Below are 26,899 nucleotides of genomic sequence, written 5' to 3'. Positions count from 1 at the left end.
CCATGCTGCTCACCATCGACGTCGGCAACACCCACACCGTCCTCGGCCTGTTCGACGGGGAGGAGATCGTCGAGCACTGGCGCATCTCCACCGACGCCCGCCGCACGGCCGACGAGCTCGCCGTACTCCTCCAGGGCCTGATGGGCATGCACCCGCTCCTGGGCGACGAACTGGGCGACGGCATCGAGGGCATCGCGATCTGCTCGACCGTCCCGTCCGTCCTGCACGAGCTGCGCGAGGTGACCCGCCGGTACTACGGCGACGTCCCCGCCGTGCTCGTGGAGCCGGGCATCAAGACGGGCGTGCCGATCCTGATGGACAACCCGAAGGAGGTCGGCGCTGACCGCATCATCAACGCGGTCGCGGCCGTCGAGCTCTACGGCGGTCCGGCGATCGTCGTCGACTTCGGTACGGCGACGACGTTCGACGCCGTGTCGGCGCGCGGTGAGTACGCGGGCGGCGTCATCGCCCCGGGCATCGAGATCTCCGTCGAGGCGCTCGGCGTCAAGGGCGCCCAGCTCCGCAAGATCGAGCTGGCCCGCCCGCGCAGCGTGATCGGCAAGAACACCGTCGAGGCCATGCAGTCCGGCATCGTCTACGGCTTCGCGGGCCAGGTCGACGGCGTCACGCAGCGCATGGCGCGGGAGCTCGTGGGCCCCGACGGCGACCCGGACGACGTGACCGTCATCGCGACGGGCGGGCTGGCACCGATGGTGCTCGGTGAGGCCTCGGAGATCGACGAGCACGAGCCGTGGCTGACGCTGATCGGCCTGCGGCTGGTGTACGAGCGCAACATCGCCCGGATGTGACGGCCCCCGGCCGCCGCGCCGTCGTAGATCAATTAAACAGATTTTGTCCGTTTGGTGCGTATTGTCACTGCATGCCCACGCCATACGGATCCCGTGGCGGCATGGCGTTCAGCGCGGACGAGCTGCGTGTGCTCCGACGCGCCCTCGCCATCGCCCTCCATCCCGCGTCACTGTCCGACGAAGACGTCCAGGACTGCCTGCGCCTCGCCGGCACCCTGGACGAGGCGGTCCGCGAAGCGGCCCGGCTGCGCGCGTTCCTCCTCGCCGACCTGGCCCGCTACCGCGACGCGCTCCCCGCCGCCGCGGGCGGCTACCTGGGGCTGCTCCAGGACGCCCTGGCCACCGGCTACCAGCCGGTCCCCGACGACCTCGTGGCACTGCGCGGCCTGCGCGGCACGCCGGCGGGCGCGGCCCTCCTCGACCGCTGCCGGGCCATCGCGGAGCAGTCCGTACGGGCCCGCCTGGCCGGCCGCAGCACCGCCCCCCTCCCGCGCACCCGGCTGCTGGCCATCGCGGGCGGGCGGGCCCCCGACGCCGGGGAACCGCCGAAGCCCAAGAAGCCGGAGCCCGCCCGCGAGCCCTTGGAGCGTCCTATGCGGCCCGGGCGACCCGCGCGACCCGCGCCGAAGCCTTCCGAGGTCTTCCCGCCCCGCAGAAGCCCCGTGCCCCCGCGAGAGCAGCGGGCGGCCGGGTAGCTACTCTGGACGGCATGGACTACGTATCCGCGCTCCTGCCCCCCGTGGTGATGGCCGCGTTCTTCATCGCCCTGGTCACGACGATCGTCAAGACGCAGGGTGGTTCCAACAAGGCCAAGGAAGACGCGGCCGTGGACGCCACCATGGCCCGGGCCCAGTCCGCCCGCCAGGCGGGTGCGCCGAAGACCGGCGACGCCTGACCGCCGTCCGGCCCCTGTCCTGCTTCACCGAGCGCTTCACAAGGGCGTACGGCTCATTCCGGGCCGTACGCCCTTTTCGCTGCGCAAATAACCAGCCATTACCGATATCTCCTACTATGGTGGCGCTGTGCCTCGCCAATTGGGAGAGCTGGAAGACGCCGTCATGACGCGCGTGTGGCAGTGGAACCGACCGGTCACCGTCCGGGAAGTCCTTGAAGACCTTCAGAAGGAACGGTCCATCGCCTACACCACCGTCATGACCGTAATGGACAATCTCCATCAGAAGGGCTGGGTCCGCAGGGAAGTCGAGGGGCGGGCCTATCGATATACGGCTGTCTCCACCCGCGCCGCCTACTCGGCCGCACTGATGAACGAAGCCTGGTCGACGAGTGACAACCCGGCAGCGGCTCTTGTCGCCTTCTTCGGCATGATGTCGGCGGAGCAGCGCGAGGCCCTTGAGGACGCGATGCGCGTCGTTCAGCGCGCCGATCCCGCGACAGAACCGCCCGCTGGTCCGGCAGAGGGCGCCGAGAGTCCAGAGGGCCCGGGGCGATAGCGTCGACGTATGCCGTCAGAGCAAAAAGCCATCACCGTCCGGCGGGCGAGGACCAGTGATGTGCCCTCCGTACGCAGTCTCGTCGACACGTACGCGCAGAAGCGGATCCTGCTCGACAAAGCGAACGTGACGCTTTACGAGGACATCCAGGAGTTCTGGGTCGCCGAACGCGACGAGGACGCCGCCGTCGTCGGCTGCGGCGCGCTGCACGTGATGTGGGAAGACCTCGCCGAAGTGCGAACTCTCGCCGTCGATCCCTCCTTCAAGGGCGCCGGAGTGGGGCATCAAGTACTGGACAAGCTGCTCCAGACCGCACGCTGGCTCGGGGTGCGCAAGGTTTTCTGCCTCACCTTCGAAGTCGAGTTCTTCATGAAGCACGGCTTCGTGGAGATCGGAGAGGCGCCGGTCGACGGAGATGTCTACAGCGAGCTGCTGCGTTCCTATGACGAGGGCGTAGCGGAGTTCCTGGGACTCGAACGAGTGAAGCCGAACACCTTGGGCAACAGCCGGATGCTTCTGCACCTGTGATCGACAGAAGCGGCCGGAGCCCTATGTCCGATACGCGCACGTTTCCCGTCTTCTAGAGGTACTGAACCTCCACCGGGGGTTTGTGTTTTTCAGGGAAAAGCGGTTTCCTTTCCGCGTACTGCATTTTCGATGAAAGGAAATCCGGTGGCACAGAAGGTTCAGGTCCTTCTTGTCGATGACCTCGACGGTGGCGAGGCGGACGAGACGGTGACGTTCGCTCTGGACGGCAAGACCTACGAGATCGACCTCACCACCGCGAACGCGGACAAGCTCCGTGGTCTGCTCGACCCGTACACCAAGAGCGGCCGACGCACCGGTGGCCGTGCGGCTTCGGGTCGCGGCAAGGCGCGCGCCGCTGCCGCGGGCGGCAGCCAGAACACCGCCGAGATCCGTAAGTGGGCCAAGGCGAACGGTTACAACGTGAATGACCGCGGCCGTGTCCCGGCCGACATCCGTGAGGCCTACGAGAAGGCCAACGGCTGAGCATTCGCGTGAGCGGAATTCGTACGCGACAACCGGGCCCGGTGGCATTCCGTCGCCGCCGTGCCCACAAGACGTACGAGATCGGGTGTTTCCCCACGGCACCCGAGTCCGGCGAAAGCCGGAAGTGTCGGTTCCACCTCGTGCCGCGGCTCGGGGGGCCGCAGCCATACGGCGGCCCCCTGCGCGCCGGCCCGGCCGGGCGGTGAGGGCGCGGTCATCCGCCCGCCCGCGCCCAGCACGCGCAGGTCGAGGGCGACGCCGCCCCACTCCAGCCAGTCGAGGAGCCCGGGGAGCTCCTCGGCGCTTCCCGCGGCCACCAGCAGCCGCATCAGCCGCCCCGTCAGCGCGACGGGACACCTGAGCCCCGCGTGACGCCGCAGTACAGCGAAACCCGCGTCCGCAGGCAGCTCCAGTACGTCGAAGCGCAGGCCGGTCAGCAGCTGCACCGGGCGGCCCTCGCCGCTCGCCGCGGTGGCCCAGCCGAGCTCGTGTTCGTACCACTGGGCGATACCGTCTTCGGGCGGCGGTGGTGACGGCAGCAGCGGCAGTGACGGCGGCGTACGCGGGGACGGAACCGTGGGCGTCATGTCCGGACCAACTCCTGAAACGCCTCGGAGTTACGCTGCGTCCGCACCCGACTGCGCTGTGTTGATGCTGCGGGAGCGTGCGGAGGCATTCGGCGGCGCAAGAATGTTCGCCCGTAGCTGAGGGAACGGGGGCGCGCCGCATGGAGTGTCAGTGCTTACGGGTAAGACATTCCTAGTGGGAAGGGCCGACACGCCTGACGAACCGTCTCGCGTTCGCCATCGGCGTAGTGGATGAACGGGTATCCGCTTGGCCTGCGGGAACATCGTCTCCCACCATCAGGTTGGAGCAGGTGTCGGCTGTTCGGCAGCTCGATTCCCCGCGGAGGCGGGGGTGATCCGGACGGATATCGGCAGTTGGAATGAGCTGTCCCGTCCTACGGGACTAGCATGCGGAAGGACTGGGAGGGGACCGACCCCTCACTGACCGACCGCTCTGAGGAGCGATTAACGATGTTCGAGAGGTTCACCGACCGCGCGCGGCGGGTTGTCGTCCTGGCTCAGGAAGAAGCCCGGATGCTCAACCACAACTACATCGGCACCGAGCACATCCTCCTGGGCCTTATCCACGAGGGTGAGGGTGTCGCCGCTAAGGCCCTGGAGAGCCTCGGGATTTCGCTCGAGGCGGTCCGCCAGCAGGTGGAGGAGATCATCGGGCAGGGCCAGCAGGCTCCGTCCGGTCACATTCCCTTCACCCCTCGTGCCAAGAAGGTCCTGGAGCTGTCGCTCCGCGAGGCCCTCCAGCTCGGCCACAACTACATCGGTACAGAGCACATCCTGCTCGGCCTGATCCGCGAGGGCGAGGGCGTCGCCGCCCAGGTCCTCGTGAAGCTGGGCGCCGACCTGAACCGGGTGCGGCAGCAGGTCATCCAGCTGCTCTCCGGTTACCAGGGCAAGGAGACCGCCGCTGCCGGCGGCCCGGCCGAGGGCACGCCCTCGACCTCGCTCGTCCTGGACCAGTTCGGCCGCAACCTGACGCAGGCCGCCCGCGAATCCAAGCTCGACCCGGTCATCGGGCGCGAGAAGGAGATCGAGCGGGTCATGCAGGTGCTGTCCCGTCGTACCAAGAACAACCCGGTCCTCATCGGCGAGCCCGGCGTCGGCAAGACGGCGGTCGTCGAGGGACTGGCCCAGGCCATCGTCAAGGGCGAGGTGCCCGAGACCCTCAAGGACAAGCACCTCTACACCCTCGACCTCGGCGCGCTCGTCGCCGGTTCCCGCTACCGCGGTGACTTCGAGGAGCGCCTGAAGAAGGTCCTGAAGGAGATCCGCACCCGCGGCGACATCATCCTGTTCATCGACGAGCTCCACACCCTGGTGGGTGCGGGCGCCGCCGAGGGCGCGATCGATGCGGCTTCGATCCTGAAGCCGATGCTCGCTCGTGGTGAGCTCCAGACCATCGGTGCGACGACGCTCGACGAGTACCGCAAGCACCTTGAGAAGGACGCAGCGCTTGAGCGCCGCTTCCAGCCGATCCAGGTGGCGGAGCCTTCCCTCCCCCACACGATCGAGATCCTCAAGGGCCTGCGCGACCGTTACGAGGCGCACCACCGCGTGTCCATCACGGACTCGGCGCTGGTCGCGGCGGCCACCCTGGCCGACCGCTACATCTCGGACCGCTTCCTGCCGGACAAGGCGATCGACCTGATCGACGAGGCCGGTTCCCGGATGCGCATCCGCCGGATGACCGCACCGCCGGACCTCCGTGAGTTCGACGAGAAGATCGCCGGTGTCCGCAGGGACAAGGAGTCCGCGATCGACTCGCAGGACTTCGAGAAGGCGGCTTCTCTGCGCGACAAGGAGAAGCAGCTCCTCGCGGCCAAGGCCAAGCGCGAGAAGGAGTGGAAGGCCGGCGACATGGACGTCGTCGCCGAGGTGGACGAGGAACTGATCGCCGAGGTCCTGGCCACGGCCACGGGCATCCCGGTCTTCAAGCTCACCGAGGAAGAGTCTTCCCGCCTGCTGCGCATGGAGGACGAGCTGCACAAGCGCGTCATCGGCCAGAAGGACGCCATCAAGGCCCTCTCGCAGGCGATCCGCCGTACGCGAGCCGGTCTGAAGGACCCGAAGCGCCCCGGTGGCTCGTTCATCTTCGCCGGCCCGTCCGGTGTCGGTAAGACCGAGCTTTCCAAGACGCTCGCCGAATTCCTCTTCGGCGACGAGGACGCACTGATCTCCCTCGACATGTCGGAGTTCAGTGAGAAGCACACGGTTTCCCGTCTCTTCGGTTCTCCCCCCGGTTACGTGGGATACGAAGAGGGCGGACAGCTCACCGAGAAGGTGCGCCGTAAGCCGTTCTCCGTCGTTCTCTTCGACGAGGTCGAGAAGGCCCACCCCGATATCTTCAATTCCCTGCTCCAGATTCTGGAAGACGGTCGTCTGACCGACTCCCAGGGCCGGGTCGTGGACTTCAAGAACACGGTCATCATCATGACGACCAACCTCGGGACCCGGGACATCTCCAAGGGCTTCAACCTGGGCTTCGCGGCCCAGGGCGACGTCAAGACGAACTACGAGCGGATGAAGATCAAGGTCAACGAAGAGCTCAAGCAGCACTTCAGGCCCGAGTTCCTCAACCGTGTGGACGACACGGTCGTCTTCCACCAGCTCACCGAGGAAGACATCATCCAGATCGTCGACCTCATGCTGGCCAAGGTCGACGAGCGCCTGAAGGACCGCGACATGGGCATCGAGCTGAGCTCGGAAGCCAAGTCGCTGCTCGCGAAGAAGGGCTACGACCCGGTCATGGGCGCCCGGCCGCTGCGCCGGACGATCCAGCGGCAGATCGAGGACATCCTGTCCGAGAAGATCCTCTTCGGCGAGCTGCGTCCCGGCCACATCGTGGTCGTCGACGTCGAGGGCGAGGGTGAGGCGAAGAAGTTCACCTTCCGCGGCGAGGAGAAGTCGGCTCTGCCCGACGTCCCGCCGATCGAGCAGGCAACGGGCGGCAGCGCCGGCCCGAACCTGTCGAAGGACGCGTAACGGCGCGCGGAGCGCTTGAGCGCTCGAAGGGGTGGCCCCGGAACCAATGGTTCCGGGGCCACCCCTTTTTTGCTGCTGCTGCTGTTTCAGCAGGAGGCGGGCTTGCGCCAGGAGCATTCGACGGTGGTGTCGGTGGCGGCAGAGGCCGCGCGCCGGGTGGCTGGGCGTACGAGGGTCGTGCTGGTCCTGGTCGAGGAGGCGAGGGTGGTCACGATCGCGTCCTCGATGCTCTTCACCGAGGAGGCCAGGTAGTTGTTGAGGACGATGCTGAAGACCAGCTCGCGGCCGCCCGCGTCCGTGACGTACCCGGAGAGGCCGGAGGCGCCGGTCAGGGTGCCGGTCTTCGCGCGGGCGTTCAGGGCGGCGGGGGTCTTGCACATGCGGGAGCGGAGAGTGCCGCCGATCGTGCGGTCCGGGTTGCAGGCGACGGGGAGCGCCTCGTACCAGTCGGCGTACCAGGGTGCGGTGCGTACGGCGAGGAGCAGCCTGGCGAACTGGGCGGCCGGGATGTTGTTCATGCGGGACAGGCCGGAGCCGTCGACCTGGCGGAGGGTGGCCGTGTCCACGCCTTCCTTCCTGAGGTACGAGGAGATGCCGGCGAGACCGGCGCTCCAGGTGCCGTTGCCCGCCGTCTCGTAGCCGATGGTCTTGGTGAGGGCCTCGGCGTGCATGTTGTTGGACAGCTTCATGAAGGGGCGCATCAGCTCCTTGAGCGGCATGGAGGTGTGGGTGGCGAGGGGCCTGGCGTCCTTGGGGGTGGGGCGGCTCAGCCGGGTGGGGCCCAGGACGCGTACACCGTGGGCGGCCAGCGCGTCGGCGAACACAGCGGCGGCGTAACCGGTCGGCTCCCAGACGGTGACCCACTCCTTGGTGGCGTTCGCGCCGACGGGGATGTCGCCGGTGACGCTGATCGTGTTCGAGCCGTGCCGGCGTTCGACGGTGAGGGTGCCCGGCCGGCCGGCGGGGACGGTCGTGGCGCGGATATCGAGGTCGACGTAGTCGGTGGGCGGGGTGAGGGTGAGTTTGGGCGCGGCGCCGGGTGCGGCTCCGGGGGCGGCCGTGACGATGACCGTGCCGGAGTCGTAGTCGGTGTCCGGGGCGACGGTGAGTGCCGAGATCTGAGCGGAGTAGTACGACGACTCGTCATCGGCGGCCCAGGAGCGGCCGAGGCGCTGGGTGTCGAAGCGGGTGTCGTCCGCGATCAGCCGGCCGGTGATCCGCTTGATGCCGGACCGGGCGACCTGGGCGGCGAGTTCGTCGTAGTCCTTGGCGAGGGTGGTGGGGTCACCGGTGCCGCGCAGGTACAGGTCGCCGCGGAGTACGGGGCCATGGCGGCTGCCGGTGGCGAGGGCGTCCGTACGGTAGCGGTAGTCGGGGCCGAGGAGAGCCATGGCCGCGGCGGAGGTGGGCAGCTTGGTGTTGGAGGCGGGCATGAGGCGGTCGGCGCCGTCGCGCTGGTAGAGCGTCTCGCCGGTGGCGGCGTCCGCGACGACGACGCTCGCGGCGCCGCCGTCGAGGCGGGCGTCGGTGAGGATCGTGTCGATGGCGCCCTTGATGCCGGTGTCGGAGGGGCCTGCGGCGGTCGTGGCGGGTGAACTCCACGTGAGCGTGCAGGCGAGGGCGACGGCCAGGGGCCAGATCCAGGCGCGGGTACGGCGCGCTGGGCGCTTCGCTCGAATCACGGGTCTACTCATGGCAAAGGAGCATCCCGGACGGGGGCGGCGGGGGGAAGGACGCCGCGTAGTCGGGCGCGGTCAGTGGGTGACGGCAGGACCGAGGACGGACACGGCGACCGAGCCGGGGAGCTGGTCGGTACCGCGTACGGCGCGGGTTCCCCCCGAGATGTGAACGCTCGTCAGCTCGGGCAGTGCCGCCAGGGGCGCGAGGTCGAGTTCCTCCCCCCGGCCGACGATGTACAGCTCCCGGCACCCGGGAAACCGTTCCGCGCTCCTGTTGACCTCGCTCTGCGAGACCTTCCCGCGCAGGACGAGCCGCCGGACGGGCGGCACGGTGAGCGAACGAGGCGCCGAGGTGTCGGAGTACACCTGTAGGGTCGTCAGGTTCGGCAGGCCGCCGATCTCCTCCCAGTCCGCCGCGTTCCGCGGGCTGCTCCCCGCACCGAGGGTGAGCGCTTCCAGCCCGGTGAACCCGCTGAGCCCGCGAAGGCCACCCACCAGCCGGCGCACACCCGTCAGGGTCAGCTCTCGCAGCGGTGCGTGAACGGGCAATGATTCCAGGGACATTCCGCGCTCGTAGCTTGCCAGCTCAAGGACTTGCAACGTGTTCAGCGACGACAGGGGGTTGAGGTCCGCACCGGGCGCTGCTTCCAGGTGGAGCGAGGCCAGCGGCAGGCCTTCAAGTCCGGAGAGGTCGTTGAGCTGCGGGCAGTCGGAGATGTCGACAGCGTGGAGCCGGGACTGGCCGCGGAGGAAGGACACGTCAGCCAGCCGTTCGTTGTCACGGATCCTGACCTGGGTCATGGCTGCCCCGAGCGCGTACGCCTGGAGAGCGTCCGCCGAGACATCGCCCCGTGCCTCGGTCCACGGCCGGGTGCCGAGCCGGTGCAGCGCGTTCAGCTGTTCGTCCGATGTCGCGGTGAAGTACAGCTTGAGCGGATCGAGACGGGCGATCACCTCATCGGCGTACTGCTGCGTGTCGAAACGGCCCCACGACCACACGAGTTGCGAGCGGACCCCGATCGACGGGTGATCGCAGAAGCGGGTCAGGAAGGGGATTGCCGCCTCCGTGCTGACATGTGAGGCCGCGATGACGACGTACGTCGCCGTGCCCGTGTCCAGGCCATCGGGGCCCGGCAGCAGGTCCAGAATCACCGGCCCGGCAGCCCCGAGGTCTCGGGCCGCCTGGGCGTGGGGCGGCGGGATCAGGGACGCCGCGCGGTGCTCGACCTGCTGGCGTACGGCGGGGGACAGTTCGGCGGCGTGCTCGAGGCAGGCTGCCGCGAGGAGGTGAACCCGGTTGCGTACGGCAGCGTTGGCGGGGGCGTCGCCGTGCGAGATGAGGTCCGTGAAGAACTCCGCTCGCTCGCGCGGGCGCGCGTGCGCCACCGACATGCGGATGACGTCCTCCCACTGGTCGTCCGCCGCGTGGGCGACCAGGACGCCGAAATCGCCCTCGTCCACGGCGGCCCGCGCGCCGAGGAAGTCCTGGAAGGTGCGGTGGATGAAGTCGACCGTGCCCGGACTGGGCTGACGGAGCAGCCCGCTGCGGTGCAGGAAGTGGTCGAAGACCGCCTTGGCGTCGCCGAGCGCGGCCAGCTCCGGGACGGAGGGCAGGGCGTCGCTGATGATGCTCTCCGCCCGCGAACGGTCCATCTCCGTGCGGCCGTTGCGGATCAGCCAGTACGCCAGACGCTGGAGGAGCTGGATCTGCGGCTCTTCGCGCAGTTCCGGTACGCCCATGTCCCGTTCACGGTCGCGGCGTACCAGCAGCATCGAGAGCGCCGCCGTGTAGAGGTCCTTGCGGCCGAGGGGAAGGAAGCCGCGCCGGTCGCGGTGCAGGGCGCAGATCAGGCCGCACATCAGGGGGTTGGTGGCGAGGCGGCCCAGGTCGGGTTTCGCGCGTACGGCGGCCAGGAGCTGGCGCTCGTACGACAGCAGGGCCGCGTCCTCGTCGTCCGAGCCCGTACGGGCCGCCGCGTGCCAGCGCTTGATGAACGCCGCCACGTCGGCCGGTCGCATGGCGGTGAGCGTCAGTTCGGTGAACAGCTCGTCGGCCAGCCAGTCCTCCCGTACGGCCGAGGGGCGGGAGGTGACCAGCCAGCGGTTGCCGGGGTAGGCGTCGGTCAGGTCGGTGAGCCACGCGCGGGTGCGGGACCGTTCGGTGTCCGGGATCTCGTCGATGCCGTCGACGAGGACCAGGCCGCGGCCGGCCGTGAGTACGCGGGACTCCCAGCCGGCGGGCTGTTCCCCGGCGAGCGGGGAGCCGACGGCGGCCAGGAAGTCCTTGGGCGCGGGAAGGCGCTCGCCGTGGCGGGTCAGGGTGCGCAGGGGGAGGACGAAGGGCACGCGGTTGTGGAGGTACGCCATACGGTCGTCGAGGTTCTGGCGGGCCGCGGAGACCGCCAGCCACTGGACGAGCGTGGTCTTGCCGGAGCCGGCCTCGCCGCGCAGCAGGACGCGTTCGTGGTCGGCGAGGGCCTGGTCGGCGGGGCGGGGCTCGAAGAGCCGGCGGATGACCGCCGCGCTTTTGCTGGGCTGGCCACCGCCGTGGACCTGGGTCCAGTCGACCCTCCCGGCCAGCAGCCGGCCGTGATCGCGGTACCTGTCGTGCGAGTCCCGCAGGACCTGGGCCAGGTCGTCGACGTCGTCCACGTCGTGCGGGGCTGCCGTCGCCTCCAGGCTCAGGTACGCCGCGTCCAGCGGCCACTTCCCCGGTGAGTTGCTCAGGTCGATGCCGAAGATCGTCAGCTTGCTGTGCTTCTTCGCCATGTGCGCGAGGTAGCGCTGTTCGAAGGCCACGTCCTCGGCCCCCGGCAGGGGGCTGCGGGCGATGAGGGTGTCGACCTTGGCGATCAGCTCGCCCTGGCGGCGGCTCTGCGCGACCAGGGTCGCCGCGACGAAGGTCGAGCGCTGGGTGAAGAAGTGGAGGATGTGCAGGCAGGTGGCGGCCAGGAGGCGCTCGTAGAAGTACGTCGCGTCGGCCGACAGGTGGCGTTCCGGGCCGGGGCTCGCGCGGCGCAGTTCGGCGGCCAGGGCGATGTGGCCCAGGTCGACGGCCTCGACGTCGGTGAGGGTGAGGTCTCCGAGGGCGTACAGCGTGGTGGTGAGGGCGTCGACGACCGCCTGCTCCTCGTCGGCGGGCAAGGGTCGCTCTCCCGTACGGAGGGCCTGCTTCACCAGCTCGGCGGCGAGTTTGCGCAGGTCGGAGCGGGTGAGGGCGCGCTTTTCTCCTCTGAAGGACACGTAACCGGCCAGGCGCACTGGTTTGTCGACCAGTCCGGCGCCCGGGCTCTGTGCCACGAAGAGCTTCTTCACCAGTGGTGCGACCGCGCTCGACACGAGTCGCGTACCGATTACTGCGGGATCCACGTGCCGTCCCCCCGGGCCTGTGCTGTCCAGTTGATCAGCGTATCGGGGGGTGTCTCGGTGACAAGGCGCACAGGCGTTTTGGCCTCTACGAGGCGCAGTAGTGGCCCTGTGGCACGTCGGGGGAGGGACTTTCGGGCCGTGGGCGGGAGGACCTTCGGCCCAGGGGGGACGTGGCGCCGGGAGCCTGCGCGCATGGGTGGTTTGGGGCGGTCTGGCGTGGGGTTAAACCGGGTGAAGTCGCTTTATTTCACTGGTTCTGCAGAGTGCGGCGGATTGCGTCAAGAGTCGAATAGTTGATGCGGTTAATACGGTCATTGGTAGTAGATGAGCCATTTTGGGTGTGGCGGGAGCGCGGGTTACCAATGTGAAGCCAGCCCGGCGGTCTGCCGGGTTCACTCACTCCCGGAGGTTCCCCCCGTATGACGAAGTTCGACATGTTCTCCCGCGCCCGCTCCTCGTCCGTCCGTACCCGCCGCAACGCCGTAGTGGCCGCCGGGCTCGGCGCGTCGATGATGCTCGGCACGGCGGGCGTGGCGTTCGCCGCCGAGGGGACCGCGGCCGCGGCCGTCCAGAAGCAGGCCCAGGTTCAGGCCAAGGCCGCCGACAGCGCGAAGAAGGCCGCTGCCGACGCGAAGAAGGCCGCGGACCTGAAGAAGGCCGCGGCCAAGGCCAAGACCGCCGCCGCGAAGAAGGCGCAGGCCAAGAAGGCCTCCTCCTGGATGAAGCCGGTCCAGCAGTACTCGCTCAGCGCGACGTACGGCAAGGGCGGCGGCATGTGGGCCAGCAAGCACTCCGGCCAGGACTTCGCGGTGCCCACCGGCACGCCGGTCGACGCCGTGCACGGCGGCACCGTCGTGAAGGCGGGCCCGAACGGCGCCGGCGACGGCCCGGCGTACGGCAACGCGATCGTCGTCAAGCACGACAACAACACGTACTCGCAGTACGCGCACCTGTCGAAGGTCAACGTGTACCCCGGCCAGAAGGTCAAGACCGGCGAGCGCATCGGCCTCTCCGGCAACACCGGAAACTCCAGCGGCCCGCACCTGCACTTCGAGATCCGTACGACGCCGAACTACGGCACTGCGATCAACCCGGTGTCGTTCCTCCGCGCGGAGGGCGTCAGCGTCTGACCAGCGTCAGCCTCTGACACTTGCGTCCGCCTCTGACACCAGCGTCAGCGTGTGACCCTCGGAGCCTGGCCGTGTGCCTGGCTCACCAGATCGATGGCGACCTCGAGAGCAGCCTCGCGCTTCTCCTCGGGGTCGCCTTCGGCGTCCCTGAGGACGTACATCGCCGCGTGCATCGTGAAGAGCGCGCTGACGCAGCGGATCTGGTCGGTCAGCGCCGCGTCCGGGTCCTTGACCAGCTCCAGCAGCACGAGCATGCGCTCCTTGAAGGTCTCGCCGATGCTCAGGTCGCGCATCGTCGCCTGGTTCTCGTGCATGAACCGGAAGAGCGGGGCCGCGGCGGCGAGCGCCTGGCTGTAGCGGGCCAGGATCTCCTTCTTCGTCTCCAGGGTGCGCGGCTGCTCCTGCCCCCAGGTGATCAGCTCGTCCATGGGCCTGGTCAGGTCCTGGAAGAGACTGACGATGATGTCTTCCTTGGTCTTGAAGTGGTAGTAGAGCGCCGCCTTCGTGACGTCGAGCCGCTCGGCGATCTCGCGCAGCGAGGTCTTCTCGTAGCCCTGCTCGGCGAAGAGCTCCATGGCGACGTCCTGAATGCGCTGACGAGTGTTGCCTCTGGACACGCTGCTCTCCCAAGAAAACTTACTTGACGCCCGGCTAGTGAGGGGTCTACCTTCCCCAGTCTAGTCAACTTGCCGGTCGGCAAGTAAGTAGCCTGGGGACGGGGAGCGGGGATCATGGGCACGATGAAGCAACAGGCGAAGGCGAAGCAGGGGGAAGAGAAGAAACAGGCGAAGGAGGCTCAGCCGCGCAGTGTGCGCGTGGTGCTCCTCGCGCTCATGATCGCGATGCTGCTGGCCATGCTCGACAACATGATCATCGGCACCGCCATGCCGACCATCGTGGGCGAGCTCGGCGGCCTGGAGCACCTGTCCTGGGTCGTTACGTCGTACACCCTGGCCACGGCCGCGTCCACGCCGATCTGGGGCAAGCTCGGCGACCTGTACGGACGCAAGGGCATCTTCCTCACCGCCATCGTCGTCTTCCTCGTCGGATCCGTGTTCAGCGGAATGGCCCAGGACATGGGCCAGCTGATCGGCTTCCGTGCCCTTCAGGGGCTCGGCGCGGGCGGTCTCATGGTCGGCGTCATGGCGATCATCGGCGACCTGATCCCGCCACGGGAGCGCGGCAAGTACCAGGGCATGATGGCCGGCGTGATGGCGCTCGCCATGATCGGCGGGCCGCTCGTCGGCGGCACCATCACCGACCACCTGGGCTGGCGCTGGAGCTTCTACATCAACCTGCCGCTCGGCGCGGTCGCGCTGGCGATGGTCACCGTCGTACTGCACCTGCCCAAGAAGGAGCGGTCGCAGGCGCGGATCGACTACCTCGGCGCGGCGCTGCTGACGGTCGGCATCACGGCGATCGTGCTGGTCACGACCTGGGCCGGTACGGAGTACGCCTGGACCTCGGCCCTCATCATGGAGCTCATCGCGGTCGGTGTCGCCGCACTCGTCGGTTTCCTCTTCGTCGAGTCCAGGGCCGCCGAACCGATCATGCCGCTGCACATTTTCCGCAACCGCAACTTCACGCTCATGTCGGTGATCGGCTTCCTGACCGGCTTCGTGATGTTCGGCGCGGTGCTCTTCCTGCCGTTGTTCCAGCAGTCGGTCCAGGGCGCTTCGGCCACCAACTCCGGCCTGCTCCTGCTCCCGATGCTGATGGCGATGATGGTCGTCTCGCTGATCGCGGGCCGGATGACCACCAACAACGGCAAGTACAAGATCTTCCCCATCCTGGGCGGCGGACTGATGGTCGCCGGGCTGCTGCTGCTCGCCCAGATGGACACCGGGACCTCGCGGCTGACCTCGGGCGTGTACATGGCCGTACTGGGCGCGGGCATGGGCTTCCTGATGCAGATCACGATGCTCGTCGCGCAGAACAGCGTAGAGATGAAGGACATGGGCGTCGCGTCCTCGTCGACCACTCTCTTCCGTACGCTCGGAAGCTCCTTCGGCGTCTCGATCATGGGCGCGCTCTTCACCAGCCGGGTGCAGGACGCGATGGCCGAGCGCGGCGGGTCCGCGGCCACCCAGCAGTCGGCGCAGCTCGACGCGGCGAGCCTGGCGAAGCTGCCGGAGCAGGTGCGCGAGGCGTATCAGTTCGCGGTGGCCTCCGGTACGCAGGCGGCTTTCCTGCTGGCGGGGATCATCGCGGTGATCGGGTTCGTGGCGGCCTTCTTCGTGAAGGAGGTGCCGCTGCGGGGCGCGGGGCCGCAGGCAGCGCCCGGTGCGGGTGCGGGTGCGGGTGCCGATGGCGGTGGCGGTGTGGATGCGGGTGCGGGTGCCGTTGCCGCGGGCCCGGTCGGGCGACGGTGACGCGAACCGCCTGAGCCGGCGGCCGGCCCGGTTCGACTCCGCCCGGTTCGACTCCGCCCGGCTCGACTCCGCCTGGCTCAACTCCGCCCGGCGCAGTCTCACCGCGGCCCCCGGCGTTCGCGCCGGGGGCCGTCGTCAGTGGCGCGAGCCGACGTCCGGGAGCTGGACGACCGGGAGGCTGCCGGTCGTGGTCGGCGCTTGTTCCGGCAGCCACAGCACCGCGATCGCCCCGCCGTCCTGGTGCGCGTTGCGGAAGGTGAGGCGCGCTCCGAGGACGCGGGCCTGGCCGGACGCGATGGTCAGACCGAGGCCGTGCCCGTGGCCCGCCCGGTCGCTGCTGCCCGTACGGAACCGGCTCGGCCCCTCCTTGAGCAGCGCCTCGGGGAATCCCGGCCCCTGGTCGCGCACCCGTACGACGCGCCCCTCGACCGTCACCTCGAAGGGCGCCTTGCCGTGCTTGGCGGCGTTGCCGAGGAGGTTGCCGAGGATGCGTTCCAGGCGGCGCGGATCGGTGTTCACCCACGACTCGTGCACCACGCGGACCACCGCGTCCGGGTGGAGGAGCGCGACCCGGCGGCTCACGAACTCACCGAGCGCGATCTCCTGGAGCTCGGCCCGTTCCGCCGCGCTGTCGAGCCGCGCCACCTCCAGTACGTCCTCGACGAGCGTCCGCATCGCCTGTGCCCTGTCCCGTACGAGCTCGGTGGGGCGGCCGGGAGGCAGCAGCTCGGCCGCGGTGAGCAGACCGGTGACCGGAGTGCGCAGCTCGTGGGCGATGTCCGCCGTCACGCGCCGCTCCGCTTCGAGCCGCTCCTGGAGCGCGTCGGTCATGGCGTCGACGGCGCGCGCGAGCTCGTCCGTCTCGTCGCGTACGACGCCGCCGACAGCGTCCCGTACCCGCACCTCGGTGTTGCCCTGCGCGACCTTGCCCGCCGCGGCGGCCGCCTTGCGCAGGCGGCGGGAGAGCTGGCCGCCGATCAGCACGCCGAGCGCGCAGCCGCAGAAGACGACCGAGACCGAGCCGATGACCAGGGCGCGGTCGACCTCGTCCATGATGGCGGCGCTGCGGTCGGTGAACGGGGTGTGCAGCGACAGGACGTCGCCGTTGCCGAGGGGGGCGGCGGCCCATACGTCGGGCACACCGTTGGGGCGGTCCGACACGTAGGTGGCCCGGCGGCCGTTCGCCATGCTCGCCTTGAGCTCTTCGGGCAGCGCCGGGTCGTTGAGCTTGGTGCCGAACCTGGGCTCGCGCGAGGACTCGTACCACCGTTGGGCGAACTGCAGGCGCTCGATCTGTACGTCGCGGGCGTTGTCGAGCATCGACACGCGGGCGGCGTTGTGCACGACGAGGCTGAGCGCGACGGCGATGAGTGCGCCGACGGCGGCGATGGCGATGCTGATCTTCCAGCGGACGCCGGTGCGCAGGGCTAGGCGCATGGTACGGGGGCCCCGTTCTGTGTACGGGCACGGGTGCGGGTGGGGAGGGGGGTGGGGACGGGGACGTGCGTGGGGACGTGGCCGTGGGCGCCGACGTGGGCGCGGGGCCACGCGCAGGCGCGGTGCGGCTGCGCGGCTCGGCCCCGGGCCCCGAAGTGCGGGAGCCGCCGTACGGGCTCGGACGTCATGCCTTCAACTTGTAGCCGAAGCCCCGGACCGTCTCGATGCGGTCCTGGCCGATCTTGGTGCGCAGCCGCTGCACATGGACGTCCACGACCCGCGTGTCCCCGCCCCACCCGTAGTCCCAGACCCGCTCCAGCAGCTTGTCGCGCGACAGCACCGTGCCCGGCGCGGAGGAGAACTCCAGCAGCAGCCGCATCTCCGTCGGCGTCAGGCCGACCGGCACACCGCCCTTGCGGACCTCCATGCCCTCGGTGTCGACCTCCAGGTCACCGAAGACGAGCAGCCCGCCGCCCGGCGCCGCGCCGTCGTCGTACGTCCCGCCCGCCGGCCCGCCCGCATGTCCGAAGCGGCGCAGCACCGCCCGGATGCGTGCCACGAGCACCGCCCCGTCGAAAGGTTTCGTCACATAGTCGTCGGCCCCCGCCTCCAGGCCCAGTACGACGTCGATCGAGTCGGCACGCGCCGACAGCATGATCACCGGCACCGTCGACTCGTCCCTGATGCGCCGGCACAGGCTCACACCGTCCAGGCCCGGCACCATCACATCGAGCAGCGCGATGTCCGGCCGGTCGCTGCGGAAGGCGTCGAGCCCGGAAAGCCCGTCGGGCATGGCGGTGACCACGAAGCCGTCGCGCTCCAGCGCGAGCTGGGTTGCCTCGCGGATGACGTCGTCGTCCTCCACGAACAGGACATGGGTCTCGGCCATCCGCTGCTCTCTGTTCTCTGAGGTGGTTCTCTGAGGTGGTCAGGTCTCTCAGTTCTCCGGCGTGGCGGTCGTGGCGGGCTCGGACCCGTCCGCGTCACCGTCCCCGCCGACCGCGCGGCTGAAGTCGTTGTGCACCTGGTCGTGCACGGTGAACTTGCTCCCGGCCCAGCGGTACGTGATGACTTCTTCGCCGGACGGATACGCCATCGGGTCGTCTTTCCCGTACACCGGCTTCGTCAGCACCAGGTCGCCGCGGTCGATCTCCGCGTAGACCGCGGGGGCCTCGGCGGCGAAGACATTCTCGTACGCGTCCCCGTCCTCGCGGTACACATACGTCCCCACGCCCACAGCGTCCCCACACGTCATCACATTCACCACGACGTCATTCGCGGGCCCGCCGGTCAGCTTCCCGTACGACGTGTCGACCGGGTACTCGTCCTTCACGCACGGCTTCAGGTCCCGCTTCACCGTGTCGCTGACCTTCGGATCGCCCCGGAGCAGCGCCACCGGGTCCACCCGCTTGGTGGCGGGAGCCGACGGCTCGCCCGCCGATGGAGTCGCCCTGGCCACCGGGTCCGTACGCGCCGGACCCGCGTCCCGCGCGCCCGTCCCCCCGGCGTTGCACGCCACCACGAACAGGCCGACGGCGGCGACACCGGCCACCGCCGTGCCACCCGCCGCCACTGTGAACCTGCCGCCCCTGCCTAGGCCGCGCAACGCTCCATCCCCCGTTCGTCACCCTGCTCCGCACGCTCCAGGGCATGCGCGTCCAGATCGCGGCTCTCCAGCTCCTGCCGGAGACGGGCCAGCGCCCGGTGCAGCGTGCTCTTGACCGTACCTGCAGACATGCCCAGGGCCGCGGCCGTCTCCTCGGTGCTCATCTGCTCCCAGTGTCGCAGCACGACTACGCTGCGCTGCTTGGGAGCCAGTACGCCCAGTATGTCCATCAGCAGCGCACGGTCGGCGCGCTGCTCGGTGCCGTCCTCGACGCTCGCGTCCGGGAGCTGCTCGGTGGGCACCTCTTCGAGCTTGCGGGCCCGCCACCACTCGGTCCGCGTGTTGATCATGACGCGGCGCAGGTAGGCGTCGGCCAGCGACTTGTCCGCTATGCCGTCCCAGCGGCCGTACGTACGCACCAGAGCGGTCTGGAGCAGGTCCTGGGCGTCCACCGGGTCGGGGACCAGACGCCTGGCGCTCCGCAGCAGAGCATCCTGCCGAGTGCGTACGTACTCTTCGAATTCGAGCACCTCGCCGTGCGCCATGTCAGAACCGCCTCCGTCCCACTGACAAACAGACCCCGTGACCTGCTTGCTTACGGCGATGACGCTACGGAGGCGTTGTCACGGCACTGTGCGGGCCAGCCCTCGGCAGACGCACGGCTGTCCATCGGTTGTGTAACGGAGATGTGTTCGGGTCGCGGTCCGGCTGTGGTCAGCCGACGGGGAGCCGGTAGACGCCGTTCTCCAGCGGCTCCACCAGCCCGTCCGCGACCAGCCCGTCCAGCGCCCGCGCCCGCTGCACCGGTTCGTGCCACACCGCGTCGAGCGCTGCCTGCGGAACCGGCTCGGCCGCTTCCCGCAGTACGGCGAGCAGCTTGCCGCGCACCTGGCGGTCCGTACCGGCGTACGTCTGACCGCGCCGCGGCGGCCCCACGTGCGCGGGCTTGCCCGCCAGCCGCCACGCGCACTGCTGCGAGACCGGACAGGCCCCGCAGTCCGGACTCTTCGCGGTGCACACGAGCGCGCCGAGCTCCATCGACGCGGCGGCCCAGCGGGCCGCCCTCGCCTCCTGTTCGGGCAGGAGGGAGCGGGCGAGCCTGCGCTCGGCGGCGGTGGTGGCGTTCGGCGGGTACTGGATGCCGGTGACCGCACGGGCGAAGACGCGGCGGACGTTCGTGTCGAGGACGGCGTGCCGCTGCCCGTACGCGAAGGAGGCGACGGCCGCGGCGGTGTACTCGCCGATGCCGGGCAGCGCCAGGAGCTGGCCGTGGTCGCTCGGTACGTCGCCGTTGTGCCGGTCCCTTATCGCCACGGCGGCGCCGTGCAGCCGCAGCGCGCGGCGCGGATAGCCGAGCCTGCCCCACGCGCGGACCGCTTCGCCGGGGGAGTCGGCGGCCAGGTCGGCGGGGCTCGGCCAGCGTTCCATCCACTGCTCGTACACCGGGAGCACACGGCTGACCGGCGTCTGCTGGAGCATGAACTCGCTGACCATCACGGCCCAGGCACCGGCCTCGGGGCGGCGCCAGGGCAGGTCGCGGGCGTTCGCGTCGAACCACGCGATGACGGGGGTGTGGAGGGCGGCGGTGGCGGCGGCGGTGGCGTTCGTGGCGCTCGGGGTGATTTCACTTGTCGCAGTCATGGCACCACCGATCCTGACACGTTTCGGCGCACGGCCGGGCGAGGCTCGGTACGTACAGACCTGACGATCGGCAGGGGCGTGCGCCGTACCACCGCTTGTAGCGTCGTCACCGTGCCGTGCCTCCGCCGCTCCCTCCTCACCGACGCCCTCCTGTGGGCGGCGCTCGCGGTGCCCGCGCTCGCCGTCGACCGGATCGGCCTGAACGAGCCGCGCCCGTGGTGGCAGGAGGCCGCGGGCCTCGCGGTGCTGGCCGTGGCCGCGCTGGTGTGGCGGGCGCGGCCGGTGGTGGCGGTGCTGCTCGTCGCGGCGCTCGGCCTGGCCGCGTCCCGCTCGCTCTTCACCCTCTCGTACGGGCCGGCTCTCTCCCTTTTCTGTCTGCTCCTGGGACTCCGCGGGGCCCGGATGCGCGAGGCGCCGCTCGCCTTCGGGGCGGTGGCGGCGGCGGGCACGGTGGCGATCGCCGTGCGCGGGGCCGACCCGGTCGTGGAGTGGCTGGTCCTGGCGGGGACGCTGCTGTTCGGGGCGGTGTTCCCGTGGCTGGCGGGCCGGCACTGGCGGCAGCGCCGCGAGCTCGTCGCCGCCGGATGGAGCCGGGCCGCGCAGCTGGAGCGCGAGCAGCGGATCGTGGCCGACCGGGCACGGCTGTTGGAACGGGCCAGGATCGCCCAGGACATGCACGACTCGCTGGGCCACGAGCTCAGCCTGATCGCCGTACGGGCGGGCGCGCTCCAGGTCGCGCCGGGCCTCGCCGCGCCGCACCGGGACGCGGCGCGTGAACTGCGGGCCGCGGCGGCCGACGCGACAGACCGGCTCGGGGAGATCATCGGCGTACTGCGCGAAGGGGAGCCCGACGCCGAGCCCTCGCTCGCTCCGGCGGGCGAGACGATCGAGGACCTGGTGGCACGGGCGGCCGGCTCCGGCCTTCCGGTACGCCTGCTGTCACCTGGTGAGGTACGTCCCGTACGCGCCGGAGTGCCGGAGCGCACGGCGTACCGCGTGGTCCAGGAGGCTCTGACGAACGCGGCGAAGCACGCGCCCGGAGCACCGGTAACGGTCGTGGTCGCGCCGGCCCCGGACGGCTCCACGACGGTCACGGTCACCAACGGGCGCGCCGGGGGACCGGGCGGGGAAAGCTCCCCGTTCGCGAAGGCGCACCCGGGCACGGGCTCTGGCCTGCTGGGCCTCAGGGAAGGTGTCGCCCTGGCCGGCGGTACGTTCACCGCCGGCCCGTACGCCGACGGCTTCCGCGTCACGGCCCGCCTGCCGGGACCGGGCGGGACGCCACCGCGTACCGACACCCCGGCAGCCCAGGACGGCGCCCCCGAGGTCTATCTGCTGGCGCGGCGCCGGGCCCGGCGGCGGGCCGTCGTGTCGTTCGCCGTCGCCGGGGGCGTCGGCGCCGTACTCGTCGCGGGCGCCCTCGGCTGGTACGCGTACACCAGAACCCACACCGCCCTGGCCCCCGCCGACTACGCGAGCCTGCGCATCGGCGACACCGAGGCCGAGGCCGGGCGGGTCCTGCCCGGCCGGGCCGTCACCGATCCGCCCGTCGAGCGCGCACCCGGACCGCCACCGCCCGGCGCCGACTGCCGCTACTACCGCGCGAGCCCCGAACTCTTCGTGTCCGTCGACCACTTCAGGGTCTGCTTTCTGGACGGCCGTCTCGTATCGAAGTCGGTGGTGCCCACCCTGCGCACCACCGAACAGCACATCAGGGAAGAGGAGAAGGAATGGGTGCGGTGATCCGTGTGGTGCTGGCGGACGACGAGGCGATGATGCGGGCGGGCGTACGGGCGATCCTCACTGCCGACCCGGGGATCGAGGTCGTCGCGGAGGCCGCCGACGGCCGCGAGGCGGTGGAGCTGGTCCGCGCCCACCGCCCCGACGTCGCCCTGCTCGACATCCGCATGCCGCGCCTCGACGGCCTCGCCGCCTGCGAGGAGGTGACCAGGGCTGTCCCGGGGACCGCCGTCGCGATCCTGACGACGTTCTCGGCGGACGCCTACATCGCCCGCGCGCTGTCCGGCGGCGCCACCGGTTTCCTGCTCAAGTCCGGCGACCCCCACGAACTGATCGCGGGCGTACGGGCGGTGGCCGAGGGCGCCGCCTTCCTGTCGCCCAAGGTGGCCCGCCACGTCATCGCGGAGCTCGGCGGCGAGAAGCTGGGCCGCGCCGCCGCCGCCCGCGCCCGTACCGAGCGGCTGACGCCCCGTGAGCGGGAGGTGCTCGCGCTGGTCGGCGCCGGGCTTTCCAATCCGGAGATCGCGGCGCGGCTGCATCTCGTCGAGGGCACCGTCAAGGCGTATGTGAGCGCGGTCCTTGAGCGGCTGGAGGTCAGGAACCGCGTCCAGGCGGCGATCGTCGCGTACGAGGCGGGACTGGTCGAGGAGGCGGGGCCGGCCGAGGGGGCGGGCGGCGTCACGGCCTGAGGCCGGGGCCCGGCCCGGCGAACCAGACCGCGAGGGCGAGCCGGCTCGTACGCATGCTCGCTACGAGCGCCTGCGTGAGGCGCGTCAGGGCCCAGACGCCCACCGCCGTCACGGCCGCGCCGAGCAGCAGTCCGGCCACGACGTCACGCGGGTAGTGGACGCCGACGAAGACCCGCGAAAGGCCCATCAGCAGCGCCATCGGGACGGTGAGGACTATGAGTCGCCGCCAGGCGACGGCGAGAGCGACCGCCGCGGCGCCCGCGATCGTGGCGTGGTTGCTGGGGAACGACCAGTCGCCGGTCGGCGGGCACGGTACGAGCGAGGCCGCCGCGTTCGCGACGGCGCGGCACGGGCGCTCCTCGTCGACCACGCTCTTCAGCAGCTCGCTCGCCACATAGGCCACGGCGGTCACGAGCGGTGCGAGTACGGCCAGGGCGACGGCGCGCGAGTCCCCGTCGCGTGCCCGCCACCACGTGACGGCGAAGAGGACGCCGAAGAGGAGGAGTCCCGCCTCCGTCCAGACCTCGGCGAGGTGCCGCACCCAGGAGGGCGTGGTGTGGGCGAAGTCGGTGATGTCCCGGTAGAGCTCTGTGCTGTCCATGACCACGGACCGTACGGACCAGGGCCACGCCGTCACATTGAGCGATCGTCAGGTGCCTTGCCCCGACGAAAGACAGGGGTGGTGGCGGCGTGGCAGCGGGATGGCGGCGGGCGTCCGGAATGATGATCGTGAAAAGTTGGGGGCACGGGCGGCGGGTGGGGCAGGAGTTGGCCGCGATCTCTCGTACAGTTTGCGCCGTGGGATCTATGCGCAATCCAGTCGGGCCGCTTCCCTCCTCCATTTACTGGCGCCGGAGGGCAGTCGCGCTGTCCCTGCTGGTGCTGCTCGCGCTGGTGATCCTATGGATCGTCATGTCCGCGGGCGGCAAGGACGACAAGAACGAGAACGCCCGCAGCGGCGCCACTCCCGCGCCGTCCACCATCACCCCGGGACCGGACTCGTCGGGCCCCGCCATCAGCGAGGATCCGGGCGGCCGCGACGACTCGGGCGGCACGGGCGGCGACAACGGCGGCAGCGGTGACGGTGACGGCGGCGACGGCGGCGGTGGGGAAGACGCCGGTACGGGCGCGGACGCCGGCGGCAGCGGCGGTGGTGGTGACGGCGGCAGCGACGGCGCCGGCGCGGGTGGCGGCGGCGAGGGGTCCGGCGGAACCGGCGGCTCCGGAGCGGGCGGTGGCAGTGGCGCCGGCGGCAGCGTGGGCGGTCAGCGCGTACCGGCCGACTCCAGCCTCCCCGACTGCAACGCCTCCACCGTGGAGCTGTCCCTGCGCAGCATCAAGAACGAGTACGAGCCGGGCGAGAAGCCCAAGTTCGAGCTGATCGCCGAGAACACCTCGGGCGCCGCCTGCAAGATGGACTTCGGCCCCAAGGCCGCCGTGCTCACGATCACGGACGACGACAACAAGACGGTGTGGTCCTCCAAGGACTGCCCGGAGGGTCCCGGCAGCCTGCTGCTCCGCGTCCCCGCGCACAGCACCGTCAAGCACACCGTCGACTGGGACCTCAAGAAGAGCGCGCCGAAGTGCGCGACGCCGCCCGCCTCGTCGGTCGGCGAAGGGACCTACCTGCTGGAGTTGCCGGGCGCGAAGTCACCGGCGGCCTTCACGCTGAAGAAGGACTGACCGCTGCGGTACGCCCCGGGCGGGGCGACCGCAGCGCCGCGCCGGCGGACTCAGACGTAACGTTCCAGGATCGACGACTCCGCCAGCCGCGACAGGCCCTCGCGCACCGAGCGCGCCCGCGCCTCGCCGACGCCGTCCACCGTCTGGAGGTCGTCCACGCTCGCGGCGAGCAGCTTCTGCAGGCCGCCGAAGTGCTCGACGAGCCGCTCGATGATCGCGCCCGGCAGCCGCGGCACCTTGGCCAGCAGCCGGTACCCGCGCGGCGAGACCGCCGCGTCCAGTGTCTCGGGCGAGCCGCTGTACCCCAGCGCACGCGCCACCACGGGCAGTTCGAGCAGCTCGGTGTGCGGCAGCGCGTCCAGATCGGTCAGCGCCTCGTCGACCGTGCGGGAACGCTTCGCCGTGGGCTCCGGCACGTAGTCCCGTACGACCAGCTCGCGCTCCGGCTCGACGCCCGCGATCAACTCGTCCAGCTGGAGGGAGAGAAGGCGCCCGTCGGTGCCCAGCTCCACCACGTACTCGGCGATCTCGGTGGCGATACGCCGCACCATCTCCAGGCGCTGCGCCACCGCCGTCACGTCGCGGACCGTCACCAGGTCCTCGATCTCCAGCGCGGACAGCGTGCCCGCGACCTCGTCGAGGCGGAGCTTGTAGCGCTCCAGGGTGGCCAGCGCCTGGTTGGCGCGGGACAGGATCGTCGCCGACTCCTCCAGGACGCGGCGCTCCCCGTCGACGTACAGCGCGATCAGACGCATCGACTGGGAGACGGAGACGACCGGGAAGTTGCACTGCTTGGAGACGCGGTCCGCCGTGCGGTGGCGGGTGCCGGTCTCCTCGGTGGGGATCGACGCGTCCGGTACGAGCTGGACGCCGGCCCGCAGGATCTTGGTGATGTCCTTGTCGAGGATCAGCGCCCCGTCGAGCTTGCACAGCTCGCGGAGTCTGGTCGCGGTGAATTCCACATCCAGCACGAATCCACCGGTACACATCGATTCGACGGTTTTATCCATACCGAGGACGATGAGACCGCCGGTGTTGCCGCGGAGGATGCGCTCCAGGCCGTCGCGCAGCCCCTTGCCGGGCGCGACGGCGCTCAGCGAGGCGCGCATCAGCGCTTCGGTGCCCGAGCCTCCGCCGGACTTTCCGGATGCTGCTGCCCGGTCGATGGCTGCCACTGCATTCCTCCGGTCACACGGTTGCGGTGCCCTTCGGGCACTGAACTTCGCCTCGCGTACTCGTACGGGTGGGCGAGACCAGGGCAAAGTCTACCGGCGCTGTTCCTCGCCTTGTGGGGCCTGTGCACGAGAGCGGCGCGGAAGGACTCTCAGGGCGTCTCCCATGTCGGCGACCTCGGTGACCTTCATGCCGGCCGGGACCTTCCCGGGGTCGCTCGGGACCAGGGCGTGCGTGAAGCCGAGGCGGTGCGCCTCGGCGAGTCTGCGCTGGACCCCGGTGACCCTCCTGACCTCTCCCGCGAGGCCCACTTCACCGATCGCGACGAGGTTCTTCGGGAGCGGGGTGTCGCTGGCGGCGCTGGCGAGCGCGAGCGCGATCGCGAGGTCGGCGGCGGGCTCGGTGAGCTTCACGCCGCCCACCGTCGCGCTGTAGATGTCGCGCTTGCCGAGGGCGGTGATGCGGCCGCGCTGCTCCAGCACGGCGAGCATCATCGACACGCGCGAGGTCTCCAGGCCCGAGGTGGTGCGCCGGGGGGAGGGGATCTGCGAGTCGACGGTCAGCGCCTGCACCTCCGCGACCAGCGGGCGCCGCCCTTCGAGCGTGACGGTCAGGCACGTCCCCGGCACCGCCTCGGCACGCCGCGTCAGGAAGAGACCCGAGGGGTCGGCGAGGCCCGTGATCCCCTCGTCGTGCAGCTCGAAGCAGCCGACCTCGTCGGTCGCGCCGTAACGGTTCTTGACTCCTCGTACGAGCCGCAGGCGCGCGTGCCGGTCGCCCTCGAAGGACAGCACGACGTCGACGAGGTGCTCCAGCAGGCGCGGGCCCGCGATGGCCCCGTCCTTCGTGACATGGCCGACCAGGAGCGTCGACATGGCGCGCTCCTTGGAGGCCCGGATGAGCGCGCCCGCGACCTCGCGGACCTGGGCCATGCCGCCCGGCGCGCCGTCGATCTCGGGCGAGGCGACCGTCTGTACGGAGTCGAGGACGAGCAGGGACGGCTTGACCGCGTCGAGGTGCCCGAGGACGGCCGACAGATCGGTCTCGGCGGTGAGGTAGAGATGATCACTGAGCGCGCCGATCCGGTCGGCGCGCAGCCGCACCTGGCTCGCGGACTCCTCAGCGGTCACGTACAGCGTGCGGTGGTCGTCGCTCGCCGCCTTCGCGGCGACGTCGAGCAGCAGCGTCGACTTGCCGACGCCCGGTTCACCCGCGAGCAGCACGACGGCGCCGGGGACCAGGCCGCCGCCCAGGACGCGGTCCAGCTCGTCGACGCCGGTGGAGCGTGCGGTGGCCGTGCGGCCGTCGACCTGGCCGATGGGGAGCGCGGCGGTGCTCACCCGGCCGGCCGCGGTGGTCCGTACGGCGGGCGCGCCGGTTTCCTCGATCGTCCCCCATGCCTGGCATTCGGGGCAGCGGCCGAGCCACTTGGCGGTCGTCCACCCGCATTCGGCGCAACGGTAGGACGGCCGGTCCTTGGCGGATGAGCGAGATGTACGGGCAGCCATGGTGGTGACCGTACAGGCCGGGTCCGACACGCGGT

Annotated in this window: 24 protein-coding genes; 12 read left to right on the top strand and 12 right to left on the bottom strand. The window is 70.4% G+C overall.

Annotation, left to right across the window (positions count from 1 at the left end):
- Window positions 1–2: 2 nt before the first annotated feature.
- From J7E91_RS27245 to J7E91_RS27220, 6 genes are all read left to right on the top strand, one after another.
- On the top strand, window positions 3–809 hold the full coding sequence (locus J7E91_RS27245) for a type III pantothenate kinase (protein WP_214909155.1): 807 nt from the start codon (window positions 3–5) through the stop codon (window positions 807–809).
- 101 nt (window positions 810–910) lie between these two features.
- Window positions 911–1,504 carry a hypothetical protein gene (locus J7E91_RS27240; protein ID WP_214909271.1) on the top strand — a complete coding sequence of 198 codons (594 nt, stop codon included), beginning with the start codon at window positions 911–913 and terminating at the stop codon, window positions 1,502–1,504.
- A gap of 14 nt (window positions 1,505–1,518) precedes the next feature.
- A complete protein-coding gene (locus tag J7E91_RS27235; protein ID WP_214909154.1) occupies window positions 1,519–1,704 on the top strand; it encodes a hypothetical protein in 186 nt (61 codons plus the stop codon).
- A 127-nt stretch (window positions 1,705–1,831) separates the two neighbouring features.
- A complete protein-coding gene (locus J7E91_RS27230) occupies window positions 1,832–2,260 on the top strand; it encodes a BlaI/MecI/CopY family transcriptional regulator (protein WP_214909153.1) in 429 nt (142 codons plus the stop codon).
- A 9-nt stretch (window positions 2,261–2,269) separates the two neighbouring features.
- Window positions 2,270–2,788 (top strand): amino-acid N-acetyltransferase, encoded by a 519-nt coding sequence (locus J7E91_RS27225; RefSeq protein ID WP_214909150.1) that lies wholly within the window; start codon window positions 2,270–2,272, stop codon window positions 2,786–2,788.
- Between the two features lie 144 nt (window positions 2,789–2,932).
- Entirely contained in the window at window positions 2,933–3,271 is a 339-nt protein-coding gene (locus tag J7E91_RS27220) for an Lsr2 family protein (RefSeq protein WP_214909148.1), read from the top strand.
- On the opposite strand, the gene J7E91_RS27215 is transcribed toward J7E91_RS27220, so the two are convergent.
- Entirely contained in the window at window positions 3,250–3,858 is a 609-nt protein-coding gene (locus J7E91_RS27215) for an SCO3374 family protein (protein ID WP_214909146.1), read from the bottom strand. The two genes, J7E91_RS27220 and J7E91_RS27215, sit on opposite strands and share 22 nt — an antisense overlap.
- A 450-nt stretch (window positions 3,859–4,308) precedes the next feature.
- Between J7E91_RS27215 and J7E91_RS27210 the strand changes: the two genes are divergently transcribed.
- Window positions 4,309–6,837 carry an ATP-dependent Clp protease ATP-binding subunit gene (locus J7E91_RS27210; RefSeq protein ID WP_214909270.1) on the top strand — a complete coding sequence of 843 codons (2,529 nt, stop codon included), beginning with the start codon at window positions 4,309–4,311 and terminating at the stop codon, window positions 6,835–6,837.
- A gap of 86 nt (window positions 6,838–6,923) precedes the next feature.
- On the opposite strand, the gene dacB is transcribed toward J7E91_RS27210, so the two are convergent.
- Both dacB and J7E91_RS27200 read right to left on the bottom strand, forming a co-directional pair.
- A complete protein-coding gene (gene dacB, locus J7E91_RS27205) occupies window positions 6,924–8,531 on the bottom strand; it encodes a D-alanyl-D-alanine carboxypeptidase/D-alanyl-D-alanine-endopeptidase (protein WP_214909144.1) in 1,608 nt (535 codons plus the stop codon).
- Window positions 8,532–8,591: 60 nt separating this feature from the next.
- A complete protein-coding gene (locus J7E91_RS27200) occupies window positions 8,592–11,885 on the bottom strand; it encodes an NACHT domain-containing protein (protein ID WP_308377248.1) in 3,294 nt (1,097 codons plus the stop codon).
- Between the two features lie 419 nt (window positions 11,886–12,304).
- On the opposite strand from J7E91_RS27200, the gene J7E91_RS27195 reads away from it, so the two are divergent.
- Window positions 12,305–13,015, top strand: coding sequence for a M23 family metallopeptidase (locus J7E91_RS27195; protein WP_251016326.1), 711 nt, complete (start codon window positions 12,305–12,307; stop codon window positions 13,013–13,015).
- 44 nt (window positions 13,016–13,059) lie between these two features.
- Here J7E91_RS27195 and J7E91_RS27190 read toward each other — a convergent pair whose 3' ends face one another.
- The gene (locus J7E91_RS27190) at window positions 13,060–13,590 is read right to left on the bottom strand and encodes a TetR/AcrR family transcriptional regulator (protein ID WP_214909267.1); all 531 of its coding nucleotides are present in this window, start codon (window positions 13,588–13,590) and stop codon (window positions 13,060–13,062) included.
- Between the two features lie 165 nt (window positions 13,591–13,755).
- On the opposite strand from J7E91_RS27190, the gene J7E91_RS27185 reads away from it, so the two are divergent.
- Window positions 13,756–15,387, top strand: coding sequence for an MDR family MFS transporter (locus tag J7E91_RS27185; protein ID WP_214909265.1), 1,632 nt, complete (start codon window positions 13,756–13,758; stop codon window positions 15,385–15,387).
- Between the two features lie 135 nt (window positions 15,388–15,522).
- Here the strand turns inward: J7E91_RS27185 and cseC are convergent, their stop codons facing one another.
- The 5 genes from cseC to J7E91_RS27160 form a co-directional block, all read right to left on the bottom strand.
- Window positions 15,523–16,824: a two-component system sensor histidine kinase CseC gene (gene cseC, locus J7E91_RS27180; RefSeq protein ID WP_214909143.1), complete on the bottom strand. Its 1,302-nt coding sequence runs from the start codon at window positions 16,822–16,824 to the stop codon at window positions 15,523–15,525.
- A 184-nt stretch (window positions 16,825–17,008) separates the two neighbouring features.
- On the bottom strand, window positions 17,009–17,713 hold the full coding sequence (cseB, locus tag J7E91_RS27175) for a two-component system response regulator CseB (RefSeq protein ID WP_214909142.1): 705 nt from the start codon (window positions 17,711–17,713) through the stop codon (window positions 17,009–17,011).
- Between the two features lie 48 nt (window positions 17,714–17,761).
- On the bottom strand, window positions 17,762–18,376 hold the full coding sequence (locus tag J7E91_RS27170) for a hypothetical protein (protein ID WP_214909141.1): 615 nt from the start codon (window positions 18,374–18,376) through the stop codon (window positions 17,762–17,764).
- Between the two features lie 41 nt (window positions 18,377–18,417).
- Window positions 18,418–18,975 carry a SigE family RNA polymerase sigma factor gene (locus J7E91_RS27165; RefSeq protein WP_214909140.1) on the bottom strand — a complete coding sequence of 186 codons (558 nt, stop codon included), beginning with the start codon at window positions 18,973–18,975 and terminating at the stop codon, window positions 18,418–18,420.
- A gap of 169 nt (window positions 18,976–19,144) precedes the next feature.
- A complete protein-coding gene (locus J7E91_RS27160) occupies window positions 19,145–20,071 on the bottom strand; it encodes an A/G-specific adenine glycosylase (protein WP_214909138.1) in 927 nt (308 codons plus the stop codon).
- A gap of 111 nt (window positions 20,072–20,182) precedes the next feature.
- Between J7E91_RS27160 and J7E91_RS27155 the strand changes: the two genes are divergently transcribed.
- Both J7E91_RS27155 and J7E91_RS27150 read left to right on the top strand, forming a co-directional pair.
- A complete protein-coding gene (locus tag J7E91_RS27155) occupies window positions 20,183–21,814 on the top strand; it encodes a histidine kinase (RefSeq protein ID WP_214909136.1) in 1,632 nt (543 codons plus the stop codon).
- A complete protein-coding gene (locus J7E91_RS27150; protein ID WP_214909263.1) occupies window positions 21,811–22,500 on the top strand; it encodes a response regulator transcription factor in 690 nt (229 codons plus the stop codon). Before J7E91_RS27155 ends, J7E91_RS27150 begins: the two co-directional genes overlap by 4 nt.
- On the opposite strand, the gene J7E91_RS27145 is transcribed toward J7E91_RS27150, so the two are convergent.
- Complete coding sequence (locus J7E91_RS27145; RefSeq protein WP_214909133.1) at window positions 22,490–23,101, bottom strand: phosphatase PAP2 family protein; 612 nt, start codon at window positions 23,099–23,101, stop codon at window positions 22,490–22,492. The genes J7E91_RS27150 and J7E91_RS27145 overlap by 11 nt on opposite strands.
- A gap of 206 nt (window positions 23,102–23,307) precedes the next feature.
- Between J7E91_RS27145 and J7E91_RS27140 the strand changes: the two genes are divergently transcribed.
- The gene (locus tag J7E91_RS27140; protein WP_251016323.1) at window positions 23,308–24,183 is read left to right on the top strand and encodes a hypothetical protein; all 876 of its coding nucleotides are present in this window, start codon (window positions 23,308–23,310) and stop codon (window positions 24,181–24,183) included.
- Between the two features lie 50 nt (window positions 24,184–24,233).
- Here the strand turns inward: J7E91_RS27140 and disA are convergent, their stop codons facing one another.
- Window positions 24,234–25,358, bottom strand: coding sequence for a DNA integrity scanning diadenylate cyclase DisA (gene disA, locus J7E91_RS27135; protein ID WP_028810281.1), 1,125 nt, complete (start codon window positions 25,356–25,358; stop codon window positions 24,234–24,236).
- A gap of 90 nt (window positions 25,359–25,448) precedes the next feature.
- Window positions 25,449–26,864 (bottom strand): DNA repair protein RadA, encoded by a 1,416-nt coding sequence (radA, locus tag J7E91_RS27130; protein ID WP_214909129.1) that lies wholly within the window; start codon window positions 26,862–26,864, stop codon window positions 25,449–25,451.
- Window positions 26,865–26,899: the final 35 nt, after the last annotated feature.

This window comes from Streptomyces sp. ISL-99 (genome assembly GCF_018614005.1).
GTDB lineage: Bacteria > Actinomycetota > Actinomycetes > Streptomycetales > Streptomycetaceae > Streptomyces > Streptomyces flavidovirens.
The sequence above is the reverse complement of the archived record's forward strand: the minus strand, read 5'-3'. Positions and strand labels throughout refer to the sequence as shown.